At 71.7% G+C, this 22,310-nt stretch carries 23 protein-coding genes and 1 pseudogene; 14 read left to right on the top strand and 10 right to left on the bottom strand.

Annotated features, from left to right (window positions below; translation table 11 throughout):
- Positions 1-153: 153 nt before the first annotated feature.
- The 3 genes from ACFV8H_RS22540 to ACFV8H_RS22530 all read left to right on the top strand — a co-directional run bounded on the left by ACFV8H_RS22540 (position 154) and on the right by ACFV8H_RS22530 (position 2,021).
- Positions 154-453 carry a helix-turn-helix transcriptional regulator gene (locus tag ACFV8H_RS22540; RefSeq protein ID WP_380402727.1) on the top strand — a complete coding sequence of 100 codons (300 nt, stop codon included), beginning with the start codon at positions 154-156 and terminating at the stop codon, positions 451-453.
- 268 nt (positions 454-721) lie between these two features.
- Positions 722-1,105 carry a peptidase inhibitor family I36 protein gene (locus ACFV8H_RS22535; protein ID WP_380402724.1) on the top strand — a complete coding sequence of 128 codons (384 nt, stop codon included), beginning with the start codon at positions 722-724 and terminating at the stop codon, positions 1,103-1,105.
- 7 nt (positions 1,106-1,112) lie between these two features.
- The gene (locus tag ACFV8H_RS22530; protein ID WP_380402721.1) at positions 1,113-2,021 is read left to right on the top strand and encodes a hypothetical protein; all 909 of its coding nucleotides are present in this window, start codon (positions 1,113-1,115) and stop codon (positions 2,019-2,021) included.
- A gap of 19 nt (positions 2,022-2,040) precedes the next feature.
- Here ACFV8H_RS22530 and ACFV8H_RS22525 read toward each other — a convergent pair whose 3' ends face one another.
- From ACFV8H_RS22525 to ACFV8H_RS22515, 3 genes are all read right to left on the bottom strand, one after another.
- Positions 2,041-2,859, bottom strand: a complete 819-nt coding sequence (locus ACFV8H_RS22525; RefSeq protein WP_380402718.1) for a glycoside hydrolase family protein — start codon at positions 2,857-2,859, stop codon at positions 2,041-2,043.
- A 91-nt stretch (positions 2,860-2,950) separates the two neighbouring features.
- Positions 2,951-3,736, bottom strand: coding sequence for a thaumatin family protein (locus tag ACFV8H_RS22520; RefSeq protein WP_380402715.1), 786 nt, complete (start codon positions 3,734-3,736; stop codon positions 2,951-2,953).
- Positions 3,737-3,757: 21 nt separating this feature from the next.
- Positions 3,758-4,738 (bottom strand): hypothetical protein, encoded by a 981-nt coding sequence (locus tag ACFV8H_RS22515; RefSeq protein ID WP_380402712.1) that lies wholly within the window; start codon positions 4,736-4,738, stop codon positions 3,758-3,760.
- Positions 4,739-5,133: 395 nt separating this feature from the next.
- Between ACFV8H_RS22515 and ACFV8H_RS22510 the strand changes: the two are divergent.
- Positions 5,134-5,949: pseudogene (locus ACFV8H_RS22510) on the top strand (FG-GAP-like repeat-containing protein); the annotation flags it as partial.
- 11 nt (positions 5,950-5,960) lie between these two features.
- Here ACFV8H_RS22510 and ACFV8H_RS22505 read toward each other — a convergent pair.
- A complete protein-coding gene (locus ACFV8H_RS22505; protein WP_380402740.1) occupies positions 5,961-6,464 on the bottom strand; it encodes a BTAD domain-containing putative transcriptional regulator in 504 nt (167 codons plus the stop codon).
- A gap of 516 nt (positions 6,465-6,980) precedes the next feature.
- Between ACFV8H_RS22505 and ACFV8H_RS22500 the strand changes: the two genes are divergently transcribed.
- The gene (locus ACFV8H_RS22500) at positions 6,981-7,811 is read left to right on the top strand and encodes a hypothetical protein (protein WP_380402709.1); all 831 of its coding nucleotides are present in this window, start codon (positions 6,981-6,983) and stop codon (positions 7,809-7,811) included.
- A gap of 67 nt (positions 7,812-7,878) precedes the next feature.
- Here ACFV8H_RS22500 and ACFV8H_RS22495 read toward each other — a convergent pair whose 3' ends face one another.
- Positions 7,879-8,553, bottom strand: coding sequence for a response regulator (locus ACFV8H_RS22495; protein WP_380402707.1), 675 nt, complete (start codon positions 8,551-8,553; stop codon positions 7,879-7,881).
- A 103-nt stretch (positions 8,554-8,656) separates the two neighbouring features.
- Positions 8,657-9,949 carry a sensor histidine kinase gene (locus ACFV8H_RS22490; protein WP_380402704.1) on the bottom strand — a complete coding sequence of 431 codons (1,293 nt, stop codon included), beginning with the start codon at positions 9,947-9,949 and terminating at the stop codon, positions 8,657-8,659.
- Between the two features lie 168 nt (positions 9,950-10,117).
- On the opposite strand from ACFV8H_RS22490, the gene ACFV8H_RS22485 reads away from it, so the two are divergent.
- The 4 genes from ACFV8H_RS22485 to ACFV8H_RS22470 all read left to right on the top strand — a co-directional run bounded on the left by ACFV8H_RS22485 (position 10,118) and on the right by ACFV8H_RS22470 (position 13,272).
- A complete protein-coding gene (locus ACFV8H_RS22485; RefSeq protein ID WP_380402701.1) occupies positions 10,118-11,050 on the top strand; it encodes an ATP-binding cassette domain-containing protein in 933 nt (310 codons plus the stop codon).
- Complete coding sequence (locus tag ACFV8H_RS22480; RefSeq protein ID WP_380402698.1) at positions 11,040-11,801, top strand: ABC transporter permease; 762 nt, start codon at positions 11,040-11,042, stop codon at positions 11,799-11,801. The genes ACFV8H_RS22485 and ACFV8H_RS22480 overlap by 11 nt, the downstream gene beginning before the upstream one ends.
- Before the next feature lie 211 nt (positions 11,802-12,012).
- Positions 12,013-12,384: a DUF308 domain-containing protein gene (locus tag ACFV8H_RS22475; protein WP_380402695.1), complete on the top strand. Its 372-nt coding sequence runs from the start codon at positions 12,013-12,015 to the stop codon at positions 12,382-12,384.
- A 105-nt stretch (positions 12,385-12,489) separates the two neighbouring features.
- Positions 12,490-13,272: an AAA family ATPase gene (locus ACFV8H_RS22470; protein ID WP_380402692.1), complete on the top strand. Its 783-nt coding sequence runs from the start codon at positions 12,490-12,492 to the stop codon at positions 13,270-13,272.
- A gap of 537 nt (positions 13,273-13,809) precedes the next feature.
- Here the strand turns inward: ACFV8H_RS22470 and ACFV8H_RS22465 are convergent.
- A complete protein-coding gene (locus ACFV8H_RS22465) occupies positions 13,810-13,944 on the bottom strand; it encodes a hypothetical protein (RefSeq protein WP_380402689.1) in 135 nt (44 codons plus the stop codon).
- Between the two features lie 123 nt (positions 13,945-14,067).
- Here ACFV8H_RS22465 and ACFV8H_RS22460 point away from each other — a divergent pair, with 123 nt between their 5' ends.
- Entirely contained in the window at positions 14,068-14,298 is a 231-nt protein-coding gene (locus tag ACFV8H_RS22460; protein WP_380402686.1) for a hypothetical protein, read from the top strand.
- A 402-nt stretch (positions 14,299-14,700) separates the two neighbouring features.
- Here ACFV8H_RS22460 and ACFV8H_RS22455 read toward each other — a convergent pair whose 3' ends face one another.
- Positions 14,701-15,099, bottom strand: a complete 399-nt coding sequence (locus ACFV8H_RS22455) for a hypothetical protein (protein ID WP_380402683.1) — start codon at positions 15,097-15,099, stop codon at positions 14,701-14,703.
- Between the two features lie 873 nt (positions 15,100-15,972).
- On the opposite strand from ACFV8H_RS22455, the gene ACFV8H_RS22450 reads away from it, so the two are divergent.
- A complete protein-coding gene (locus ACFV8H_RS22450; RefSeq protein WP_380402680.1) occupies positions 15,973-16,725 on the top strand; it encodes a transposase in 753 nt (250 codons plus the stop codon).
- A gap of 294 nt (positions 16,726-17,019) precedes the next feature.
- A complete protein-coding gene (locus ACFV8H_RS22445) occupies positions 17,020-18,573 on the top strand; it encodes a M48 family metalloprotease (RefSeq protein WP_380402678.1) in 1,554 nt (517 codons plus the stop codon).
- 271 nt (positions 18,574-18,844) lie between these two features.
- On the opposite strand, the gene ACFV8H_RS22440 is transcribed toward ACFV8H_RS22445, so the two are convergent.
- On the bottom strand, positions 18,845-19,198 hold the full coding sequence (locus ACFV8H_RS22440; protein WP_380402675.1) for a hypothetical protein: 354 nt from the start codon (positions 19,196-19,198) through the stop codon (positions 18,845-18,847).
- Positions 19,199-19,821: 623 nt separating this feature from the next.
- Between ACFV8H_RS22440 and ACFV8H_RS22435 the strand changes: the two genes are divergently transcribed.
- A complete protein-coding gene (locus ACFV8H_RS22435; RefSeq protein ID WP_380402672.1) occupies positions 19,822-20,160 on the top strand; it encodes a peptidoglycan-binding protein in 339 nt (112 codons plus the stop codon).
- Positions 20,161-20,368: 208 nt separating this feature from the next.
- Here ACFV8H_RS22435 and ACFV8H_RS22430 read toward each other — a convergent pair whose 3' ends face one another.
- Positions 20,369-20,998: a CGNR zinc finger domain-containing protein gene (locus ACFV8H_RS22430; protein ID WP_380402669.1), complete on the bottom strand. Its 630-nt coding sequence runs from the start codon at positions 20,996-20,998 to the stop codon at positions 20,369-20,371.
- 181 nt (positions 20,999-21,179) lie between these two features.
- Here ACFV8H_RS22430 and ACFV8H_RS22425 point away from each other — a divergent pair, with 181 nt between their 5' ends.
- Positions 21,180-22,247 carry an alcohol dehydrogenase catalytic domain-containing protein gene (locus ACFV8H_RS22425; RefSeq protein WP_380402666.1) on the top strand — a complete coding sequence of 356 codons (1,068 nt, stop codon included), beginning with the start codon at positions 21,180-21,182 and terminating at the stop codon, positions 22,245-22,247.
- Positions 22,248-22,310 lie beyond the last annotated feature (63 nt).

Below are 22,310 nucleotides of genomic sequence, written 5' to 3'. Positions count from 1 at the left end.
GTCAGAAGGGTGTCCAGGTTCGTCTTCACAAACCAACCAACGGGCACCCTTCGTCATGGTCGCGGCCAGCACAGCAATCGGACTCACTCATCTAGTCACCCCACCGCCCTGCCACCGGCCGTACGCCGGGCCAAGGCGTACTGCGAGGAACACGTGCACGAGGCCGTCTCGGTGGCGGACATCGCCCGCGCCGCGCGAACCAGCCTGCCGAGCCTGAGGCAGGGCTTCCGCACGCACCTGAACACCACGCCCCTGGCATACCTGCGCCAACTGCGGCTCGACCACGCCCACCGCGACCTCCTCGCCATCGCCGACGGCCGGGCGCAGGGAACGGTGACCGACGTGGCCTACCGCTGGGGCTTCACCCACCTCGGCCGTTTCAGCGCGGCCTACCGCGGCTCCTTCGGACAGCCGCCGTCCCGGACGCTGCGCCCGAGCCGCCGAGCGACCTGAAGCCGCCGAGCAACCCAGCGACCCGGCGACCCGGCGACCCAAGCCCTCCGCCCCGCTCCGCGCTATCCACAAGACGTGAAATCCCGCCGCCACGAAAGCGGATAGCGGCGTGATCACGTTCCGGAGAGGCTCTTCCCCGGAACGCGGCCGCAAGCAAGCAAGCAAGCAGGCAGGCAAGCAGGCAAGCAAGCGAGCAAGCCACCGGCCGTCGGCACCAGCGTACGAATCCGAGCCAGCGCTCACCCCACCCCTTGGAAGGGACACCTCCGTGACCATCACGTCGCGCATCGCCAAGGCAGCCGCCGCGACCGCCGTCGCCGGCGCCGCCCTCTTCACCCTGGTCGGCACCGCCCCCGCCGCCCAGGCCGCGCCGTCCGGCTGCAACGCGGGCGGCCTCTGCGTGTACTGGAACGCCAACTACGGCGGCGGCGTCCAGACCGTCTACCAGGACAACGACGACCTCAGCCAGTACACCAACTACGCCCACAGCCAGGGCGGTTCGGCGTTCAACAACGGCAACAGCTGCAACGTCGTCGTCTACGCCGACAAGAACGCCCAGGGTCAGGGCTGGATCCTCTACCGCGGCCAGGGCTGGACCCTGATCGGGGACAACCTGCCCACGATCTACTCCAACCGCTGGTGCACGGTCTGATCCAGTGATGAAGACCAGGACCACCCTCGCCCTCGCGGCGGTCCTCCTGGGCATCGGTGCCGCCGGATGCTCCTCGTCCGGCGGCACCACCCCGCCCGGGGCCCTGCCGCGCCCCTTCGGCGGCGTCACCCACTACGACGAGCAGCAGCGCGCCGCCCTGCACGACGCCGAAGAAGCCCTCGTCACCGGATGCATGCGGGAGCGCGGCTTCGCCTACCGCTCCCAGGCCCTCGCCACCGGCGACCACCGCGTCGACGCCAACCCGTACGGGCTGCTCGACGGCGACCAGGCCGCCGACGACGGCTTCGGCGTGATCAGCACGGCGCTGAACCTCAAGCAGGCCGCCGACCCCAACCAGGACCACGACGCCGACCAGGCGTGGAAGGCCGCCCTCCTGGGGACGGACGCGCACCGGGTCACCGTCGACCTGCCCGACCACCAGCAGTTCTACTACAACAGCGACTCCTGCCTCACCCAGGCCGGCGACACCCTCTACGGCCCCGACTACTTCCGGCTGTTCAACACCTTCCAGGTGCTCGGCAACAAGGTCGTCGGCGGGGTCCAGGCGGACGGCCGCTACACCGCCGCCGAGGGCCGCTGGCGCGACTGCATGTCCTCCGCCCACCAGAGCGCCGCCCACCTGGCGGACCCGGTGGCCGAGATCGACCGGCGGGTCAAACAGGACGGCGGCGACCCGGCGAAGACCCACGCCCTCATCGGCGACGAGCTCACCCTCGCCAAGACCTCGGCCCGCTGCCAGGACCAGGCCCGCCTCGCCGCCACCGTGGAACAGATCCAGTCCGACGTCGAGAAGACCGTGATCGGCACCGACCAGCCCCTCCTCGACCAACTCCGCGGCCTGCGCCGGCAGGCCCTCACCCGCGCGAGCCACCCGACCCCGCCCGGCACCCGCTGACGGGCGCCGGGCGGTGCGCTCAGCCGGCCGCGCGGTAGGCCGCGCCCACCCGGTTGGGCGTCGCCCCGTTGTAGAGACCGGTGCCGCCGCGGTCCGCGGAGAGGGTGAACCACGCGTAGCGTTCGACGAAGGGGAGCCCCTGGAGCATGGCGGTCGACTTCGTGACGAACGCGGCCTGCTGCTCCGGCGTCGGGTACCTCGGGGTGCCGCCGGAGAAGTCGATCAGGGCGTACTCGGTGAGCCAGATCGGCTTCTTGTAGCGGTCGTGGACGGCCTGGAGGTAGCTGCGCAGCTGACCGGTCGCGGCATCGGCGCGGAAGTCCGAGCCGTACCAGTGCAGGGGGATGAAGTCGACCTTGTGGTGGCGGGCGGCGGCGCCCTTCATGAACTGGTCGAGCCAGCCGCCCGCGACGTCGCCGCCGCCCGCCACCGCGGGCGCCCCCAGGCGCATCCCGGTCGACTGGAGCCGGGGCCACAGGTCGAGGGCCTGGGAGACGCTCATGAAGGCCTGGCCCCGCAGGTCGGGCTCGTTGAACCCGAGCAGGGTCGTGCCCTCCTTCCTGGCCGTCGCGAGCTGCGCGTCGGTCACCGAGCCCGCGCCCCAGATCATGGGGACGAACTCGACGCCGGCCGGCGGCCTGATCTGCTGCCGGTCCGAGGCCCAGGTGTAGAACCAGCCCACCCTGGCGTCGGCCATGGCCTTGGTGACGTCGGTGAAGTTCCAGGCGCTCACGCCCTTCTTCTTCGCCGGGGCGGCGGACGCGTCGCCCGTGGTGCCGACCGTGAGGCAGGTCAGTACGGCGAGCAGGACGGCGAACAGACGGGTTCGACGTGGCAAGGCGTTCCTCTCCTTCGACCAGGCGGTCATGCCGGGGCTCTCATCCGGCCGGGGCCCTCATCCGGCCGGGGCCCTCACGCGGCCGGGGCCCTCACGCGGGGGACCCGAAGGTGACGGTGAAGCCGCTGCAACGGCTGCACTGCTGCATCACCTTGTTGCCCGGCACCTGGTCCTGCTTGGACCAGGTGTAGGCCTTGGGGCACTTCGCGCTGAGCGCGCGGCTGTAGTCGCTCTGGGTGTCGCGGCTGGGGTTGGTGCACAGCAGCGGCTTGCCGTCCGGCCCGCGCGTCAGGTCGGCGGGCGGGCAGGAGGGCAGCAGGTCCTTCGCGCAGCCCCGGGTGTCGCAGCCCCCGCCCGCCGGGATCGAGGCGTTCACCGGGGTGATCGTGACCGGCAGCGAGAACGCGTTCACGTAGCTCACGTCGTACCAGGGGGCGGCGCCGTCCTTGGCGTCGAAGTTGAACTCGGCGAGGCTGGCGGGCTGTTCGCCCGTCGTGCAGTGGTCGGCGAACGGGCCGCAGTCGCCCACCCGGCAGTGGAAGCCGTTGCCGGAGGCCCCGCCGCAGTCCTGCCGGGCGAAGAACTTCCCCCGCCAGTGGAACGGGGCGGTGGTCTCGGGGATCGTCACCGTCGCCGACTGCCCGGGAGCCAGGACCGGCAGCCGGGTGAACTGCTTCGACCCGTCGGCGTTGACGCCGCTTCCGATCCACAGCCGCTGCGACGAGTGGTTCACGAACGTCACCGTGTGGTTGACCGCCGCGACCGCGTCCGAGGTGGGCCCGGTGCGGGCCGGTGCCGCCGCGCCCGCACCGGGCAGCACCACGGTCAGGGCGGCGGCGGCCGCCGTGACGAACAGCCTGGTCAGGAACCTTCGCATGACGTCTCCGTTCCGTTCCGCTCAGCAGGTCTTGTCCGGGTGGTCATGGGTGATGGCGCAGATCATCGCCTGCGCCCGGCCGTTGTTGGGGTACCTGCGCTGGAGCTCGTCCTTGAAGTTGTTCCACTGGCGGGTGATGTCCTTGACGGCGAGGTCGTAGGCGCGGTCGAAGTTGTGGCCGACGGCCGAGCGCGGGGTGTCCTTGGTGTCCTTGTTCAGCACCCCGTCGTGGGTGACGCGGTTCGCGCAGTCGGACACCGTTCCGGTGTGGTCGCGGTCCGGGTAGCAGCCGGTCGCCAGGTCGTGCGGGATGTGGGCGGTGGCGTCCTTGGCCCAGTCGGGCCTGCTCATGGAGCTGTAGCGGGCGATGGAGAAGAACGCGGGCAGGTCGGTCCTGCCCAGGCCCGGGGGGTTCTTGACGCCGACGGCTCCCGGGCCGGCCTGGTCGACCCAGTTGCTGTGGGCGTAGAAGTCCTCGATCTGGTGCCAGCCGCGGCCCAGGTCCTCCAGTACCTCGCACTTCGCCCGTCCCGGCCGGTCGTTCCAGTCGCAGGCCGGGGAGATGGAGGTCTGGGCGGCGACGACGTGGCCGTTCGCGTCGACCAGCCGGTCCGCGGCGGCGACGGCCCGCTTGAAGTTGTGGACGGAACTGTCGATGCAGTCGATGATCTCGGCGTCGGCCTGCCCGCGGGTGCGGGGGTAGCGGCTGTCGTACCGGGGGTCGAGGTAGTCGGCGTTGTCGCAGTGCAGCTTGCCGATGCCGAAGTACTCGCCGTGGTCGTTGGCGACGATGGCGCCCGAGTTCCCGTCCGCCATCGCCGTCAGCGAGGCCGGGTGCCAGCCCGCGGCCCCCAGGGCGGCCCGGGTGATCCTCTCGTGGTTGCCCCCGCTGAAGGCCTGCGCCGGTGTCGCGGCGCCGAGGGCGACGGAACACAGCAGCGCGGCGCAGGCGGCGCCGGGAACGCGCAGGCGCTGCCGGCGGGAAGCGGGGCGGGGATCCACGGGCTCTCCAGGGTGTGCGACGGACGTCTTCAACATGCGGGCGGGCGCGGTGTCCCGTCCGTACCGCGCGGGTCCACGGCGGAATCCGGTGACGGACCGTCATGGACCGAGCAGCTCGTACGTACGCTAGCTGTCATGTCCGCCTCGCGAAAGGCCGCCCGGCCCGCCGATAAGTCGGAGCTGTCGGGTACGGAGGTGGTCCGTCCCGCAACGGTGCGCGGTTGGTTGATTGTTGGGCCGCTGTTGGAGCACCCTGCCAGCCTCGTGGCGTCACCGCGCGACCGGCCCGGCGGCGAAGCCGGGCCGGTCGCGCGCACCCAACGCCAGAGGCAGGACGCGTGAAGATCAGAGTTCCCCGATTCCGCCGGATCAGAGCCGGCCTGACCGTCGTCGCCATGCTGGTGGCCGGCCTGTCGTTCTCCGCTGGCCAGGCGTCGGCCGACGTGCATCCCTTGGCGTTCCAGATCCAGAACAAGGCGACGGGGCTGTGCCTGGTGGGGACCACCGACATCGGTGCGTGGCCCGTCGCACTCCAGCCCTGCGGCAGCAACGACAACCAGTACTTCGTCACCGGGTACCAGAACCAGATCGTCGACGGCTCCATGTACTACGGCGGTTCCTGCCTGGCGACGGACGGCTCCAACGTCCTGACCGTGGGCTGCGGCAGCCACGACTACGGGCTCGCCTGGATGGAGCTGGGGGTGGACGGCCGCTGGACGAGCGTCGCCAGCCCCAAGGGCTGCTACCTGAAGGTCGCCCAGGGCGCCCCCGTCTGCAGGACCGGCTTCCAGGGCGATGACGCCCAGTGGCGCATGGTCAGGACGCACTGGGACCACCACAAGGGCACCGAGGCCGGCAACGGCCGCGTGAAGTGGGCGGACTTCTGGGGCCGGGGCAAGGACGACTACATCACCATCGGCGCCACCGGCGCCGTCACGGTCTGGCAGAACAACGGCGGCGACGGCCGCGGCGACTGGGGTTCGCCCGTCCAGGTCGCCGCCGGCATCACCGCCGACCCCAACCGCGTGCGCTTCGCCGACTTCGACGGCGACGGGCTGCCCGACTACATCGCCGTCAACCCGGACGGCTCGGTGCACGTCTACCTCAACCGCGGCGGCGACACCGGCGGCGGCTGGCAGGACATGGGCACCGTCGCCACCGGCGTGACCACCGACCTCAGCCGGGTGCGCTTCGCGGACATCGACGGCGACGGCCGGGCGGACTACAACTCGATGCGCCACTCCAGGGCCTCCAGCCGGGCCTCCTGCCACTGGCGACGCGGAACCTGCGCCTCGGGAAGGTCCGGGAACTCGCCCAGCGGGACGCCGCGCCACAGGGCGAGGGCCGCCGCCGACTCCTCCCGTACGGCGTCCCAGTCCTCCCGCAACAGCGCCTCGCGGGCCCGCCGGACACCGAGGTCGAAGACCCGGGCGTCCACCTCGCCCCCGGCGACCTCCAGGACGTAGCCGAGCGGGGTGGAACGCAGGCGTTCGCCACGCTCGTCGCCCAGCTGCGCGCGCAGACGGGCCAGCATGTTGTGCAGCGAGGCACTCGCGGAGGCCGGCGGATTGTCGCCCCACAGGGCGGTCCTGAGCCGGTCCAACGGCACGGGCCGCTCGGGCTCCAGCAGGAGCACCGCGAGCAGCGTGCGGACCTTGGCGCCGCCGACCGCCCGCTCCTGGTCACCGATACGGACGAGAAGCGGGCCGAGCAGGCTGAAGTACATGATCGATCCCCCGGTCTGACGCACCGCGCCGACTGTTCGACCACGGTGATCACGGACACCGTAGGGGACAGGTACCCGGGGCCTTCAAGAGGGCTCACCCGACGCGGTGCCGCCGCCCAGTGCCGTTCAGCGGCTGCGACCGCCCCGCCGCTGCTTCCCCGGCCGCCGGCCTGCTCGGCCGTCAGGCCTGCCCGCCGCGGCCCGGCCTGGCGGGCCGGTACGCCTCGGCGCCCGGCGGGCAGTTCGGGGTGGGGGAGGTGCTGGCCCGCGCCGGGGCCGCCGGGGCAGCGGTTATCGGTCCGGGGACGAAGGATGTTATCGTCAAACTGACCTTAACCCGGGGTCGCCCGCCGTTTCGCGGGTGGAGCGGCCCGCCCGGCGCGGGCGGGCGGTGCTTCGGGAGGCGGACGCTCGAGATCGTCGGCGGCCCGGCCCGGCCCGGGCAACAACCATGATCATGCATGTCGAAACGACCGAGGAGGAATCAGAGCCGTGCGGGTGATGAGGAGGGGCGTCGTGGCGGCGGCCGCGGGGGCGGCGCTCACGCTGGCCCTGGCAGGCTGCGGCGGGGAGTCGCACGGCGGCGGGGAGCCCCACGGCGGCGATGCGGCCCGGAGCGGGAACGAGGCGGCGACGAAGCGGGCCGACGCCCGGACCGACGCCCGGACCGTGCTGATCGCCGCGGCCAGGAAGACCGCGGAACAGGCCTCCTACAAGACGGTCCAGACGGGCGGGGGCGGATCCGACAGGTCCGAGATGTTCTTCCAGCAGCAGCCGTACGCCTCGGCCATCAAGTCCTGGGGGGAGAAGTCCGAGGACAACCCCAGCGGCTTCAACCACATCATCGCCACCGGCGACGGCATCTACATGAAGTCGGACCACGTCCCGGGCAAGAGCTGGTACCGCATGGACCAGAAGACGGCCGGCAGCCCCGGCAACGCACGGGCGGCGGGATTCGTCAACGAGATCGCGGGCTCGCTCGCCACGACCGGGTCCACCTCCTGGGTCGGCGAGGAGCAGGTGGGCGGCCGGCCGGCCGATCACTACCGCGGCACGGTCCTCTTCGACGAGCTGGCCCACTACAGCGGGCCCGCCATCAAGGACGAGGTGCGCGACTACTACGTCCAGCTGGCCAAGCGGCGGGGCGAGACCTCGGCGGTCCTCGACATGTGGGTCGGCAAGGATGACCTGGTGCTGAAGGCGCAGCAGGTCACCACCGGCAGCAAGGGCCGGAGCGAGGTCGTCGAGGAGTACTCCGACTTCGGCGCCGTCCCGGCCATCACGGCGCCCCCGGCCGACACCGTCGCCACCTGGGACGAGTTCGTCGCCGGCAAGGCGAAGCCGTAGCCGGGAGCACGGCCGCGTAGGCCGCCGCCCGTACGCGCGGGACGCCCCGGTGGCCCCCGCCGACCAGTCAGACCCGGTGGCGCGGTGTGAGCAGACCGCTCTCGTACCCGACGATCACCAGCTGGACCCGGTCCCGGGCGCCGAGCTTGTCCAGCAGATGGCTCAGGTGGGTCTTCACCGTCGCCGCGGAGACGCGCAGTTCCTGCGCGATCTCCGCGTTGGACCGCCCGACGCCCACCAGTTGGAGCACCTGCCGCTCCCGGCCGGTCAGACCGTCCAGCACGGGCGGCGGACCGGCCGGTTCGGCGGCCGGACGACGGCAGAACTCCGAGATCAACCGCCGGGTGACGCTCGGCGAGAGCAGGCTCTCCCCTGCCGCCACCACCCGGATCGCGTGCAGCAGTTCGGCGGGCGGGATGTCCTTGAGCAGGAACCCGGCGGCTCCGGCCCGCAGCGCCGCGAAGACGTGCGCGTCCAGGTCGAACATGGTGAGCGTCAGGACCCGCACGTCCGGGCTCCGCCCACAGATCGTCCGGGTGGCCTCGATGCCGTCCGTGCCGGGCATCCGCACGTCCATCAGCACCACATCGGGCTTCTGCTCGGCCACCGCCTCGATCGCGGCGGCGCCATCGGCCGCCTCACCGACCACGACCAGACCGGGTTCGGCGTCGATCAGCATCCGGAAGCTGCCGCGAAGCAGCGCCTGGTCGTCCACCACCAGGACACGGACGGGCTCGGTCACACGGTCCTCCACCACACGTTCGTCGTTCCGCCCCGGGGCCGGGGCGCCCACCCGGCCGGTCCGGCACCCAGGCCCCGGGCGCGGTTCATCACACCGGTCCTGATCAAGGATCCTCCCTCGCCGACGCCACCGCCCGGTACGGCAGTTCGGCCCGAACGGCGAAGCCGCCCCCGGACAGCGGCCCGGCCCGGAAGCGTCCGCCGAACAACTCCACCCGCTCCCGCATGCCGATCAGGCCATGGCCGTGACCACTCCCGTGCCCGGCCGCCCCGGCGTGCCCGTCCGCCCTGGCGGGCCCGTGCCAGGCCGGATACCCACCGTACCGGCCCGGTCGGCGGACGCCGCGGCCTCCCGCACCACCCTCGTCGGTCACCTCGATCCGCAACTCCCGCCCATCGGCGACCAGTTCGACCCGGCAACGGGTCGGCCCGGCATGCTTGAGCACGTTGGTCAGGGCCTCCTGCACCACCCGGTACGCCGAACTCTGCACCCCCTGCGGCAGGTCGGCGGTGCCCTCGGTGCGCAGCTCGGCGGTGAGCCCGGCCGCGGTGGCACCGGCCACCAGCCCGGGCAGCGCCGCGAGCCCGGGCGCCGGCCGAAGCCCGTCCGCTCCGTCGGCCTCCGGCTCGGACCCGCCGGCCCGCAGCACACTGAGCATCTGCCGCATCTCGCTCAGCGCCGAGCGGCTGGCCGTCTCGATCACCCGCAGGGCCTCGCCGGCCCCCTCCGGGTGGGCGGCCAGCAGGTGATTGGCCACCCCGGCCTTCACCGCGATCACCCCGACGTGGTGCGCCACGATGTCGTGCAACTCCCGGGCGATCCGCAGCCGTTCCTCGGTGACGGCCTCCACCGCGACCCGCCGGGCCGAACGGGCGGCGTGCGCACGACGCTCGCGGACCGCCCGGCCGAGCACCCAGGCCATCCCGGCCAGCGCCAGGCCGGCCACGTGGAGCACGAGGTCCTGCCCGCCGCCGGCCGGGGAGCCCGAGACCACGAGCAGCACCGACACACCGGCGCTCACCACCCCGATCACCGCGGTGGGCACCCGCCGGGCCGGGGCCGTGACGGCCACCTGGTAGAGCGCGAAGGCCACCGCGAGGAACGGCTCCCGGACGGCGCCGGCCACCGACGCCACCACCGAGGCCACCGCGACCACCGCACAGACCGCGGCCGGACGGGCCCGGCGCAGGGCCAACGGCAGCCCCATCGCGGCCGCGAGGGCGATCCGGGCCGACCACCCGCCGTAGGAGCTCCACGCCGGACCCGGCAACGCCAGGAACAGCGCGGTCAGCACCACCGCCGTCACGCCGTCGACCGCCACCCACTCGCCCCGGCGCAGCGGCCGGACGACACCCTCGCGGTACAGCGTCGGCCAGGTCGGCGGGAGTGGGGCCATGCGCCCCACCGTATCCACCCGACCACGCGCACACCTCAGCCCGGGGAATGACCAACCACGGTAGGAGACGGCGCCGGTGGAGCCGCCCCGCCTCCACCGCACGGCGCAGGCCACAGGTCGGATCGCCGGCCGATGTGCCACGGCGCTGCTCCACGGCAGCCTGATGCCGTGATCGAACTACGGCAACTGACCAAGCGCCATCGCGACACCGTCGTCGTCGACGGCCTCACCTTCACGGTCCGGCCGGGCCGGGTGACGGGCTTCCTGGGCCCGAACGGGGCGGGCAAGTCCACCACCCTGCGGCTGATGCTCGGCCTGGAGCGCCCCGACCAGGGCCACGTCCACTACGAGGGCAAGGCCTACCACGAACTGCGCGAACCCCTGCGGTACATCGGCGCGCTGCTGGAGGCCAAGGCGGTGCAGAACAGCCGCACCGCCTACCACCACCTGCTGTGGCTCGCCCGCACCAACCGCATCGGCCCGGCCCGGGTCCGCGAGGTACTCGCCCTGGTGGGCCTGGAGTCCGTCTCCTCCCGCCGGGCCGGCGGCTTCTCACTCGGCATGGGCCAGCGGCTCGGCATCGCCGCCGCACTGCTCGGCGACCCGCAGACGCTGCTGCTGGACGAACCGGTCAACGGCCTCGACCCGCAGGGCGTGCGCTGGATCCGCACGCTGCTGCGGGGCCTGGCCGCCGAGGGCCGGACGATCCTGGTCGCCAGCCACCTGATGAGCGAGATGGCGATCACCGCCGAGCACCTGGTGGTGATCGGACGCGGCAGGCTGCTCGCCGACACCGGCACGGACGACTTCATCGCCGACAACTGCCGCCCCCAGGTCCTGGTCCGCACCTCGCAGCCCGACCGGCTGCTGGGCGCCCTGACCCGCGCCGGGCTGACGGCACACCAGGAGGAACGCGGCGCCGTGGTCGTCGACGACGCCGGAACGCAGCAGGTGGGCCGGATCGCCGCCGAGGCCGGACTCGTCCCGGGGGAACTGACCACCCGCACCGCCTCCCTGGAGGACGCCTTCCTCCGCCTCACCGGCACCGCCGCCCAGTACCGGGCCGAGGCCCTCACGGGGACGGACCGCCATGTCCTCTAACGCACCGACGGCCGTGCTCCGGGCCGAACTGACCAAGATCGGGACGGTCCGGTCCACGCTCGTCCCGCTCGCCCTCGCCCTGGTCGTCAGCGTCGGGACCGGCGTGGTGAACGGCGCCTCGGCCCGCTCCGCGATCGACCGGCACAGCCCCCTGCTGCGCCCCGACTTCGATCCGGTGGACGCCGGCTTCGTCGGCATCCAGCTCGGCCAGCTGGCCCTGATCGCCTTCGCCGTCCTGCTGGTCTGCACCGAGTACGGCAGCGGCATGATCCGTACCTCGCTCGCCGCGGTACCCAGCCGCGGCCTCTTCTACCTCGCCAAGATCACCGCCGCCACCACGGTGGCCCTGCTCGTGGCCGTACCGACCACATTCCTTGCCTTCCTCGCCTCCCAGACGGCCCTGGGCCCGCACGGCGTCGAGCTGAGCCACCCCGGAGCACTGCGCGCCGTCCTCGGGGCCTGCCTCTACCTGACCCTCATGTGCCTGTTCTCGCTGGGCATCGCGACGACGCTGCGCAGCACGGCGCTCTCCCTCCCGCTGCTGTTCGCCCTCGTCTTCGTGCTCACACCGGTGGCCAACGCCATCCCGGCGCTGCGCACCCTCGCCCGCTACCTGCCCGACCACGCCGGCGCCGAGGTCATGAAGGCCGTTCCGGGCCTCAACCCCGGAACGGGCCTGCTGGTCCTCGCGGCCTGGACGACGGCAGCCCTGCTGACCGGCTACCTCACGCTGCGCAGCCGTGACAGCTGAACGATGGTCCTGCATCGCCTTCCGTCCGCGCACCCGGTTCCGGGAGGGGGCGACGGTGACGCTTCCTCAGATGCGTCCGACCTGCCAAGATCCGCTGGTGAAACACGTGACCTACCGTCTCCACCCGGCACAGATACGCCGTCAGTGGATCTTCTCGACACTCTTCCTGGCCGGTGGTGCCTACCTTCTCCACCGCGGTTCGCTCTTCCCGATGAACGTCCGGACCGCCGCCGTCATGGCTTTCGGCGTCCTCCTGATCATCAGCGGACTCCTCCAGGTGAGGGGCGCGTTCAGCAGCGTGAGCTTCGACGAGCGCGAGATCTGGTGGACCGGGGCCCTGGGCTCCCGCAAGCGGTTCGCCTGGGCGGACATCACCAACGTCGCAGTCGGGAAGAACCGCAACCGCCCCGACTCCGGGGACGTCGTGCGGGTCACCCACCGGGAGCACGGCGACTTCAAGCTGCCGGCGGTGATCGGCATGCCGGGCGCCTGGCGCGACCCCGACTTCGAGACCAAGGCGTCCGCCACCATCGCCACCTGGCGTGCGGCAACGGCGAAGGCGACGGCCGAGCCGGCGACGTAGCCGGGGCACATGCGGCCCGGCCCCTCGTCTCCCGTCGCACCGGGTGACGAGGGCCGACCCCGCCGCCCGGCGGCGGGTGTCGGTGCCCCGGCCTACGATCGTTTGATGAGTGTCTTCGCCCCGGGGTTCCTGCGTCACGTCCAGGTCGAACCGGGCCCCGAGGCCGGCGGCTACCCGTTCGACCTGCCCGTGGTCGCCCGCCTCGCCGAGTCGGGGCGGATCGAGTTCGCGCCCGGGGCGACGTTCCTGGTCGGCGACAACGGCTCGGGCAAGTCCACCCTGATCGAGGCGATCGCCACGGCCGCCGGGTTCAACGCCGAGGGCGGGTCGAAGTCCTTCCGCTTCGCTACCCGCTCCAGCGAGTCCGTCCTGGGGGAGCACCTGGTGCTGCGCTGGAACCGGCGCCCGCGCACCGGATACTTCCTGCGCGCGGAGAGCTTCTACAACGTCGCCACCGAGATCGAACGCCTGGACCGCGAAGGCCCGACCCCGCTGCTGCCCGCCTACGGCGGCCGCTCCCCGCACGAACGCTCCCACGGCCAGTCGTTCCTGGACCTCGCGCTCCACCGCTTCGGGCCGAACGGCCTCTACGTCCTCGACGAGCCGGAGGCGGCGCTCTCCGTGCAGGGCTGCCTGGCCCTGATGGTCAGAATGCGCGAACTCATCACCCAGGGAAGCCAGTTCGTGATCGCGACGCACTCGCCGATCCTGCTCGCCCTCCCCGGTGCCCGGATCCTGCAACTCGAAGCCGACGGCACCATCGAGCAGGTGGGATACGACCAAGCCGAACCCGTCACACTGACCCGCGCCTTCGTGAACCGGCCCGAGCGCTTCCTGCGCGACCTGTTCGGCGAGGACGAACCGGGCCCACCCTCCCCACGGGCCTGACGCACGCCGAAGACACGCCCGGCAGGGCCCCGGGCCCCGCGGAGCCGCGGCGGCGAGCGCCCGGCGAAGGCCGTCCCGGACGCGGCTCCCGATGCCGGCATCCCCGGTTCGGACGTGCAACGGTACCCGGCCGGGCGGAGCGGCCTTCCTGGCCTCAAAGCGGCCCGTCCGGGGCGTGACCCGTTCGGCTCCGTCGCGTTCATCATGATGTCCGCCTCGTTGCTGCCAGACCCGGTTCCCGGCCGTGGGGGAGGGGGCGGGCGGCCCGTCCGCGATCGTCAACATCGCCAGGAGTTCGCCTGGGTGCCCAGGCGGCTCCCCCGGTGGAGAAGGGGGCCGAGAAGGTCTTCTTCCATGTCACCCGGTCCGAGTCCACCGGGTCCGTGTCGGGAACGCTCCCCTGGGACGGCGCCGGATCCTTCGCCTTCGACGGCGGCGCCCAGACGACCTGCAACCCTCAGGCGTTCCGGACCACGGCGGCGAGCACCAGAGCTGGTCCAAGTCCAAGGAGGAAGCCGACTGCACCGGCCGCAACTTCTACGCGAGCAACTGGCAGAACATCAAGGTCTCCGGCCGGCTCCCCTGCGGTGAGAAGCTCGAACTGCGCGCCAACACCGGGCAGAACGGCCGCATCGGCACCTGGAAAGCCAGCGACAAGAAGGTGTTCACCATCTCCTGACCCCGCTCCGTCCCACCCCCGGGCCGGGCCACGCTGTAACGGTCGGCCCGCGTGCCCCAGCCCGGTACCGGCAAGTGTCGGCTTGAAGGCAATGCCCGCCGCCCCGGACGGGCGGCATGTTCGGCACCCCGTGCAGGCCGTGCTCGGCCGAGCTGATTCGGCGTCTGCCCCGGTGGTGGCGTGCCGGAGCCCGTCGTCCACGCCGAGGCGGGGGCGCGACCCCGTACGCCGCCCTCGCCCGCACCGACCACGACCACGACGAGGGCGAGGAGGGCGCGCTGCTCGGCGACCTGTGCATCCGGGTCCGGCGCCGGGCGGCCGGGATGACCCGGGAGAACCTCCAGTAGACCCTTCGCCGGGCCCGGGACGACGAACGCGCACCGCCGCGACGTCGCCGCTTGGGCCTGCGAGGCCGCCTACGAGGCCCGCCAGAGGTCCGACACCGCCCACTGCGGCTCCGCCGGCACCAACGCCCCGTCCCTCCATACCGTCATACTGCGCTAGGTGGTGGGCTGGCTTGGGCGCACCCACACCTTCGCCTTCGCGTTGTGTGGCACCGGGCCGGAGCGGCCCGCCCGGCCGGTGGTGCGGCGCTCCCGGTCCTGACGCGCCGCCACCGGGAGCGGGGCGATACCGAAGTCGCCGGCGGTGTGATGTCTTGGCGGTGTCCTGGTGAACGGCCGAACCGACAGCGGCACCGCTGCCCGGCTTCACGGGGCAGCGGTGCCGATTGACGCAGGGTAGATGACCTAGAGGACGTTAATCCACTCGCTGCAGGGCCAAAACCTGTAGTCATTGCCCTGCTCGGAACACACCCTGTAGGACTTGACGGGCGCAGGCGTCCAAATCTGGCCGGAGCCGCCGCCGTCTCCGTCAGGGTCCTTGATGGCGCCGCTGTCACCATTGGTCATCCGGTACTCCGTGCGGAACCCGTTGTCATCGGCACGCTGATCGTAGGCGAAAACCCTTCGGTTGTTGTCCCCGACGCCGCCATGGCCGCAGTTCTGGTTGAAGAAGATTCCGCATTTGTTGAGGTGGGTGTTGCTGTCCCAGGCGCTGGCCGTCGGAGCCTGCGCCACCGCTACCCCTACGACCACGGCCAGACCTCCGAGTACTGTGGCGATTCGCCGACCCGATTCGATCCTCATCTCTCACCCCTTCTGCAATGCCAATTAAGCCGCACAGTGTTGGGCGACTTTTTGCGTACGGAGAGAAGCCTACGCACAGTTTGGTCAGTGTCACGCGAAACGGGGTCATTGGTGGTCGATTTTTTTGGGAGCCGCCGCTGGGTGGTGCTAAAATGGCATGTGATATTGGAGTGCAATTTTTAATTTACCGGGCCTGGTTTGCTCCGTGACTGTTTGTGTGACAGAACTTCATTCCCTGGAAATTGGATGCAGCCGAGATACAGAGCGCGCGGGTGAATGTGCCCGGCGGGGCCTGGTCCCGCCGGACGAGTAGCGCGGGTCTTGGGTTGGCGGTCCCGACAGCAGGGGTTCGGACCCTGCGGGGCCGTGGTGGTGAGCGTCTGGCCAGCGTCGGACGCCACGCCCTCTTGTCTGCTAGCCAACGTGCCAGGACCTGCGGAGACCCGCCTTGGGCGAACGAGGGTGGCCTTCATCGTCTCGGCGGGCGGCGGGCAGCTTCGGGTAGGGGGCGAGGCCGAGTGGCCGCAGGCCTCGCCGCGGGTGCGGGCGTCGGTGACGAGGGCGGCGTGGATGCGGCCGACGTCGAGCAGGTGCTCGGGCTCGTACCGGACCGCGGGCTTCTCCGATCCGGGCATGAGCGCTCGGGCGCGGGGTCCCGAGGCTAGAGCCGGACCGGAACCGCTCTTACCGGCGTCTGCTCGCCTACCTGGAGGCCGGTGGCACCCTGGACATCCCCGCCAACCGCACCGGCCTGGGCGACGATCCCGCCTTCTCGCCCGTGCCCTCTGCCGCCACGTCGCATCCCTGCGCGAGGGAACCGCCGAACCGGTCCGCGCCGACATCCCCAGCCCCCGCCGGATCACCTCCTGGATTTTGCGACCGACCGGCACGCTCGCCGATGATGAACAGGACAAACTGCTGGACGTCCGGATCGCCTGCCCGGACATCGCCCAGGTCTACGACCTGGCCCGATGCTTCCACGACCTCATGGGCAACCGGCTCGGCGCCCTCCTGCACGACTGGATCCGCGAGGCCGAACAGGACGCCCCCGCACTGATGCGCTCGTTCGCGGGCTTCCTCCGCCAGGACCTTGACGCCGTCACCGCCGGTCTCACCCTCGAATGGAGATCCGGCAAGGTCGAAGGCAACGTAAATCGGATCAAAATCCTCAAAAGAGCCATGTTGGCCGGGCCTCCTTCTGCCTCCTACGAACCCGGATCCTCACCCGGCCGTAGGGCAGGATCACGTGCGGCGACGGATTGGAGCAGAAGCGTAGGCATCCAGCAATGTGTCTATTCTCAGAGCAAGTTCGGGGTCTGCAGGACCGACAAAGCGGACGGAGACCTCGTCACCTCCGATGGCGTTGGCAAGGTGCACTTCAACGCTGTGACGTGCTCCAACGAGTGGATAGCTGAACCAGCGGTCCAGGTGCTCGTCATCGGTTGCCTCCAGGCCGGCGCCAACGGCTTGCCAATCGGTGTCATCGAAGCCGTAGTCGACGTACCGGGCCACGAGTTCCATGAACGCCTGAAGGTTGACGTTCCAGATCCAGCCCGCCGCCGTGCTGTGTGGGTCTACCTCTGCCATCCGGACAGAGTGCCATGTGAGCACTCCGCCCTGCTCTGATGGGGAGCCCCGTTCACGCAAGCGCGGTCAGAGCCCGGAAAACGGCCAGGACTACTCGCGCTTCCCACGCGCTCCGGTGGTCAACCGCGTGGGGAGTTTCGGTGAGCGCCGAGGTCCCGGCCCCTGGCTCCTTCTTGATGCCGTGCCCCGCCAGGGCTGGAGCCGGCGCGGATCGCAGCGGCCTGCCGCGAGGTGGGGGAGGGGTTGCTGGGGAGGGCCTCTGAGCTGGGCGGTAGGCTCCGCGCGATCATCGTCGGCCCGTGCGGGCCGGCCGAGCTGTGCGGGGGTTCTCCGATGACGTTCCGACTGCGTGCCCTGCGGGCGGTGGCGCTGCTGGCCGGCTTCCACCTGATGGGTGCGGGCCTGCTGGCAGCGATGGCCGTACTCGACTGGCTGCTGGTGACGCGGCTGCTCACCGAACGGGCGGCCTGGTTCGAGGGAACCGTGCTGGCCGTCACCCTGTTCCTGGCGGTGGCGATCGTCCAGGGCATGGTCACCTCGCTGCGCGCCGGACGGCTCGGCCCGGTGCCGGAGGCAGTGGCGCTCACCCCGCAGGAGCAGCCGGAGCTGTGGGAGGAAGTCCGCGCCGCCGCCCGGGCAGCGGGGGAACGTACGCCGGAGGAGCTGTTCCTGGTCGAAGAGGTCAACGCGAGCGTCGCCGAACGGAGCCACCTGCTGGGGTTGCTGCCCGGACGGCGCCGGATGTCCCTGGGGCTGCCGCTGCTGGCCGGGCTGAGCGTCCCGCAGCTGCGCGCCGTCCTCGCGCACGAGTTCGGCCACTTCGGCCACGGGGACACCCGGCTCGGCGGCCTCACGATGCGCGGCCGGGCGGCGGTCGTGCACACCGTCCGGGCGTTCGAGACCGGCGGCACCTGGCTGCATCACCCGGTGGGCCGCCTCTACGCGGCGTACGCCCGGATGTTCCTACGGGCTTCGCAGTCGGCCGCCCGTCAGCAGGAGCTCGTGGCCGACCAGGTGGCCGCCCGGCACGCCGGCCGCGAGGCGACCGCCGCCGCGCTGCGCGCCACCCTGGTGCTCGAAGCCTCCCACCGCCACTACCTGGCGACGTACGCCGCCCTGGGTGAGCCGCTGGCAGCGCTGCCGCCGGCGGGCGAGGTGGGCGGCGGCTTCCGCCGGCTGCTCGCCGCCCGGACGGCGGAGCAACTCGCCGCGCTCGCCGCGGGAAACCGCCCACCGCGCCCGCACCCGTACGACTCCCACCCGCCGACCGCGGAGCGGATCGCCCTGATCGAGGCGCTGCCACCCGGTGGCAGCGACCGCCCGGACGGGCCGGACGCGCTGAGCCTGCTACGCGAGCCGGACCAGCTGTTCGCAATGCTGGAGGCGCGCGCCCTGCCACCGCAGGCCTCGACGATGCGGCGGATGAGCTGGGACGAACTGGTCCTGGCCCGAGCGGTCGCCGACGCCGAAGGCTGGTCCCGCCCCCTGCGCCTCGCGGTGGCCAGGACGCTGCGCTCCTCGGAGCCGGACGGAGAACTGCCCGGGCTGGAGGAGGTACTCGACGCCTTCGACCGCGGTCTGCTGTGGCCGGAGGTGGCCGACCGGATGCCGAAGCCGCCCCAGGCGGCGCGGCTGACCGGGCGGTCGGCCCGCAACTTCGTCCGGCCCAGGGTCTTCGACGCCCTCGCGGGCCTGGTCCACCTCCGTCTGGTCGCCGCCGGGCAGGCCACGGCGGACATCGCGTGGGCAGGACGGCCCGGGCTCACGCTGCCCGAGGCGTGGGAGGAGGGCATGGACGACGCCCTCGACGCCGCCACCGCCGACACGCCCGACACCACACCCCTGCGAGCCCTGCTCGCCTCGCACGCCATCGCGCCTTCCGTATAACGGTCTTGCTGACTTCAGCGGATACGGCAGCCTCTCCTGAACGGCATCCGTGCCGGCACCTCCTTGCCCTACACCGGTGGGGGTGTGACGGGTAGGGACAGGGCGGGCCGGTCGCGCCGCCACGGCCGCCCGAGCCCCCGCCGGCCCCGGGGTTGGGCGGCCCCCCGCCCCCCACCCGGCGCCCGCGGGCGGCCGGGGGGGCGGGGTGGGGGAGCCCGCCCCCCGGGGCGGGGGGGGGGGCGTCCTGGGATGCCCGCCACCCGACCGGATGTCAGACGATCGAGACCCGGGAGACGTAGGCGTTGTTGAGGCTCAGGCTGCCGCCCGCGTAGAGGTTGTAGTCGTGGCCGTTCGCCGTGATGACGCCGTTGTTCCACTGCGAGGTCACCGAGTACACACCGGCGACCCCGGGGTACGTCGTGCCGACGCTCCCCGCGTAGCAGAGCTGCCAGTAGCCGCTGTTGTCGTGTATCCAGAGCTCGATGCCGTACGCCTCCGCGCCGCCGCCCGGGCACTGCACGCTCCCGATCGCGCTGGCCGGCGAGGCCGCCAGGACGCTGCCGCCGATGAGGGTCGCGGCCGCCAGCGCCACGGCACCGATTCGTGTGATCTTGCGACGAGCCATCTGCTTCTCTCCTCGTGTCGGACCGTTGTGGCGACCGGCGGACGGGCCGGCTCGGCACCATCCTTGTGCCGGCGGCAACCCGCCACCATGACGTTGGCCGGACGTTGGGCGGACACTTGCGTCGTGGGGCCCTCACGCCCTGGGCGGTCCCGGTCCGCCGCCCCGGTGTCGATGACTGGGGCTGGTACCTCCACCGCCCCGACACGATCCGCCGCACCGACCGGCCGACCGGCTCCGACGGCCCGGCGACCTGGCCCTCCGGCCCGCACCGACGGGAAGCCGACCAACCATCAGACCGCGCTCCTGGACGCCCTCCACCGGCACGCCGAGACCGTCACCGGCTGACCCCGCAGCGCACGCCCCCGCCGTCCCGGCCCGCCCAGGCCGGGACGGCCCACTTCCCGGAGGAGACCAGTGACCACCTCTATGCCTGCCGGTGTGCAGGCTTCTTGACGGGGCCCAGGCGTTCTGCCCATGAGACCAGATTCTTTTCTTGATCATCTCATGTACGATCCCTGGCGGTGATGACTGAATGCCCGTCATCGCCACAGCCACCGGGGGATGGCCCCAGAAATGGATGAAGTTGTATGAGAGCACGCGCAATAGCACGGATCGCTGCGGGCGTGACGTTGTCGCTGTCCGTGGTCATCGGCCTCAGCGGAACGGCCGAGGCCTCCACCAGCGCCCCTTACGTGCAGAAGGGGTCGCACGGACCTGCGGTTTCGTGTGTTCAGGCCTTCCTGAACGGTGTCGGCCTCGGCCACAAGATCGCTGTGGACGGTGACTTCGGGCCGGACACGAAGAGTACGGTCGAGGACTTCCAGCGCGCGTACGGCAACGGCCTTGACATCGACGGCATTGTCGGGCCCAGGACCGGCACCGCCCTGTGGAACTCGTACTGGAAGATCAATCCGCTGGGCGTCATGGACTATTGCCACGACTACATCCCGACGATTTCGTAGCTTCGCCGATGATGCCAGACGGCCCTGCCACTCCTGCGAAGGAGCGGCAGGGCCGTCTGGCGTCGTGGACGCCGTCAATCGCGAACGCCCGCAGCCGGCGCCGCTGGTAGCCCGTGCCCGCGGTGTACGCGAGATGGGCGGCGGGCCGGTACACCTCGGCGCCGCCGCCGGGCAGCTCCGGAGCACGGCGGCGGCCGGGGAGCCCCGGTCAGGCGTCGTCGGCGGGCGTGTGCAGTCTCGCCCGGTAGGCGCGCTTCTTGACGAGGGCGCCGCAGGTCTTCATCGAGCACCAGCGGCGGGCGCCCGCGCGGGAGGTGTCGACGAAGAGGGCGCCGCAGTCGGGGTTGCCGCAGACACGGACGCGGGTGCGGTGCTCCGAGGCGCAGAGGGCGATCAGGTCCCGGGCGACCATCGAGAGCACCGCCGCGATCGAGTCGCCGTGTCGGCGCACGGTGGCAGCGTCGGGGGCGAGTTCGGGCCTCGGGGGCGGCTCGGCGGCGGCGCGGTTGACGAGCGCGATGTCCGCGGGGGAGGGCGGGACGGCGTCCGCCAGGGCGCGGCCGGTTCGCTGGATCGCCTCGCGCAGGTGCCTGGCGTGGTCCAGGTCGGCTTCGGTGCAGGTCGGCGCGGCTGTCGTGCAGTCGCTCTGCACGGCCCAGCGGCTCAAGTCCTCGGGCCGGGCCAGTCGTTCGAAGGGCGTGCCGGTGCCGCGGTCGGCCAGGGTGCCGGCGAAGGCGAAGCACAGCCGGGCGTCGTCGAAGCGGAAGTCGGTCTTGGCGCGCTGGCGTCCCTCGCGGCCGCCGTCCTTGCTGCCCATGTCCTCCACGCTGCTCTCCATGTCCACCACTTTATGCGGTTGACATGATTTCGGGCAAACGGCTAGCTTTCAGGTCCACCGCTTGAACCGGTGGACTTGTGACGTTCGGGCGATCGCTCCCCGATTCCCCCGACTCGCCCCCGCTTCCCCAACTCACTCCCGCTTCCCGCAACTTCTCTCCGCAGCACGAGGAGGCCGCGCCATGCGCGCCGCAGTCATCGAGGAACTCCACAAGCCGCTCGTCCTCCGCGACGTGCCCGACCCCGTCTGCCCGCCGGACGGCGCGATCGTGCGCGTCGGGGCGAACGGGATCTGCCGGACCGACTGGGCCCTGTGGGCCGGGCAGTTCTGGACGGGCGGACCGCGGGTCGAGGCCCCGTTCGTCCTCGGCCACGAGTTCGCCGGCACCGTCGTGGAGGTCGGCCGCGAGGTTCGGGGGTGGAAGGAGGGCGACCGCGTCATCTTCCCGATGAACCCCGGCGAGGGCTCGTGCGAGATGTGCCGCAGCGGCAACCAGCACGTCTGCGACCACGTCGACGCACTCGTGCCCGGGGTCTCCTACTGGGGCGCCTTCGCCGAGTACGTCATGGTCCGCTTCGCCGACGTCAACCTGGTCGAAGTACCCGAGGGCGTCGGTTTCGTGGACGTCGCCGCGCTGGCCTGCCGCTACATGACGGCCTTCCACGGGGTCGTCGACCAGGCGCGGATCCGCGGCGGCGAATGGGTCGCGGTGTACGGTGCCGGCGGCGGCATGGGCCTGTCGACGGTGGAGATCGCCGCGGCGACCGGCGCCAACGTCATCGCGATCGACATCACGCAGGACAAACTGGACGCCGCCCGCGCGCTCGGCGCCGTCCACACCGTCAACGCGGCCGCGACCGACCCCGCCGAGGCCGTGAAGACCCTTACCGGCGGCGGCGCGCACGTGTCGGTCGACGCCGTCGGCATCGCCGCCGCCTGCCGCAACTCCGTGCTCTCCCTGCGCACCCGCGGCCGCCACCTCCAACTCGGGCACACCACCGCCGCGGAACAGGGGGACGTTGCGTTGCCGGTCGACGTCATGATGGTCAAGGAACTGGAGTTCCTGAGCGCCTTCGGCATGCAGGGCCAGCGCTTCGGCACGATGCTGAACATGATCGCCGCCGGCCGGCTCAGCCCCGGCCGCATCGTCTCGCGCACCGTCGGCCTCCACGAGGCGAGCGAGGTCCTGGAGTCCCTGGAGACGTACGGGCCCACCGGCATCGTCGTCATCGATGCCTTCCGCCCCTGAACCGGTCCGAACCGTCCGAACCGGCCTGAACCAGTCTGACCCCTCTGACCCCCTGACCCCTCT

Source organism: Kitasatospora sp. NPDC059827, from assembly GCF_042731675.1.
Classification (GTDB): Bacteria; Actinomycetota; Actinomycetes; order Streptomycetales; family Streptomycetaceae; genus Kitasatospora.
Note: the sequence above shows the minus strand (reverse complement) of the source record. Positions and strands in the feature narration are given on the sequence as shown.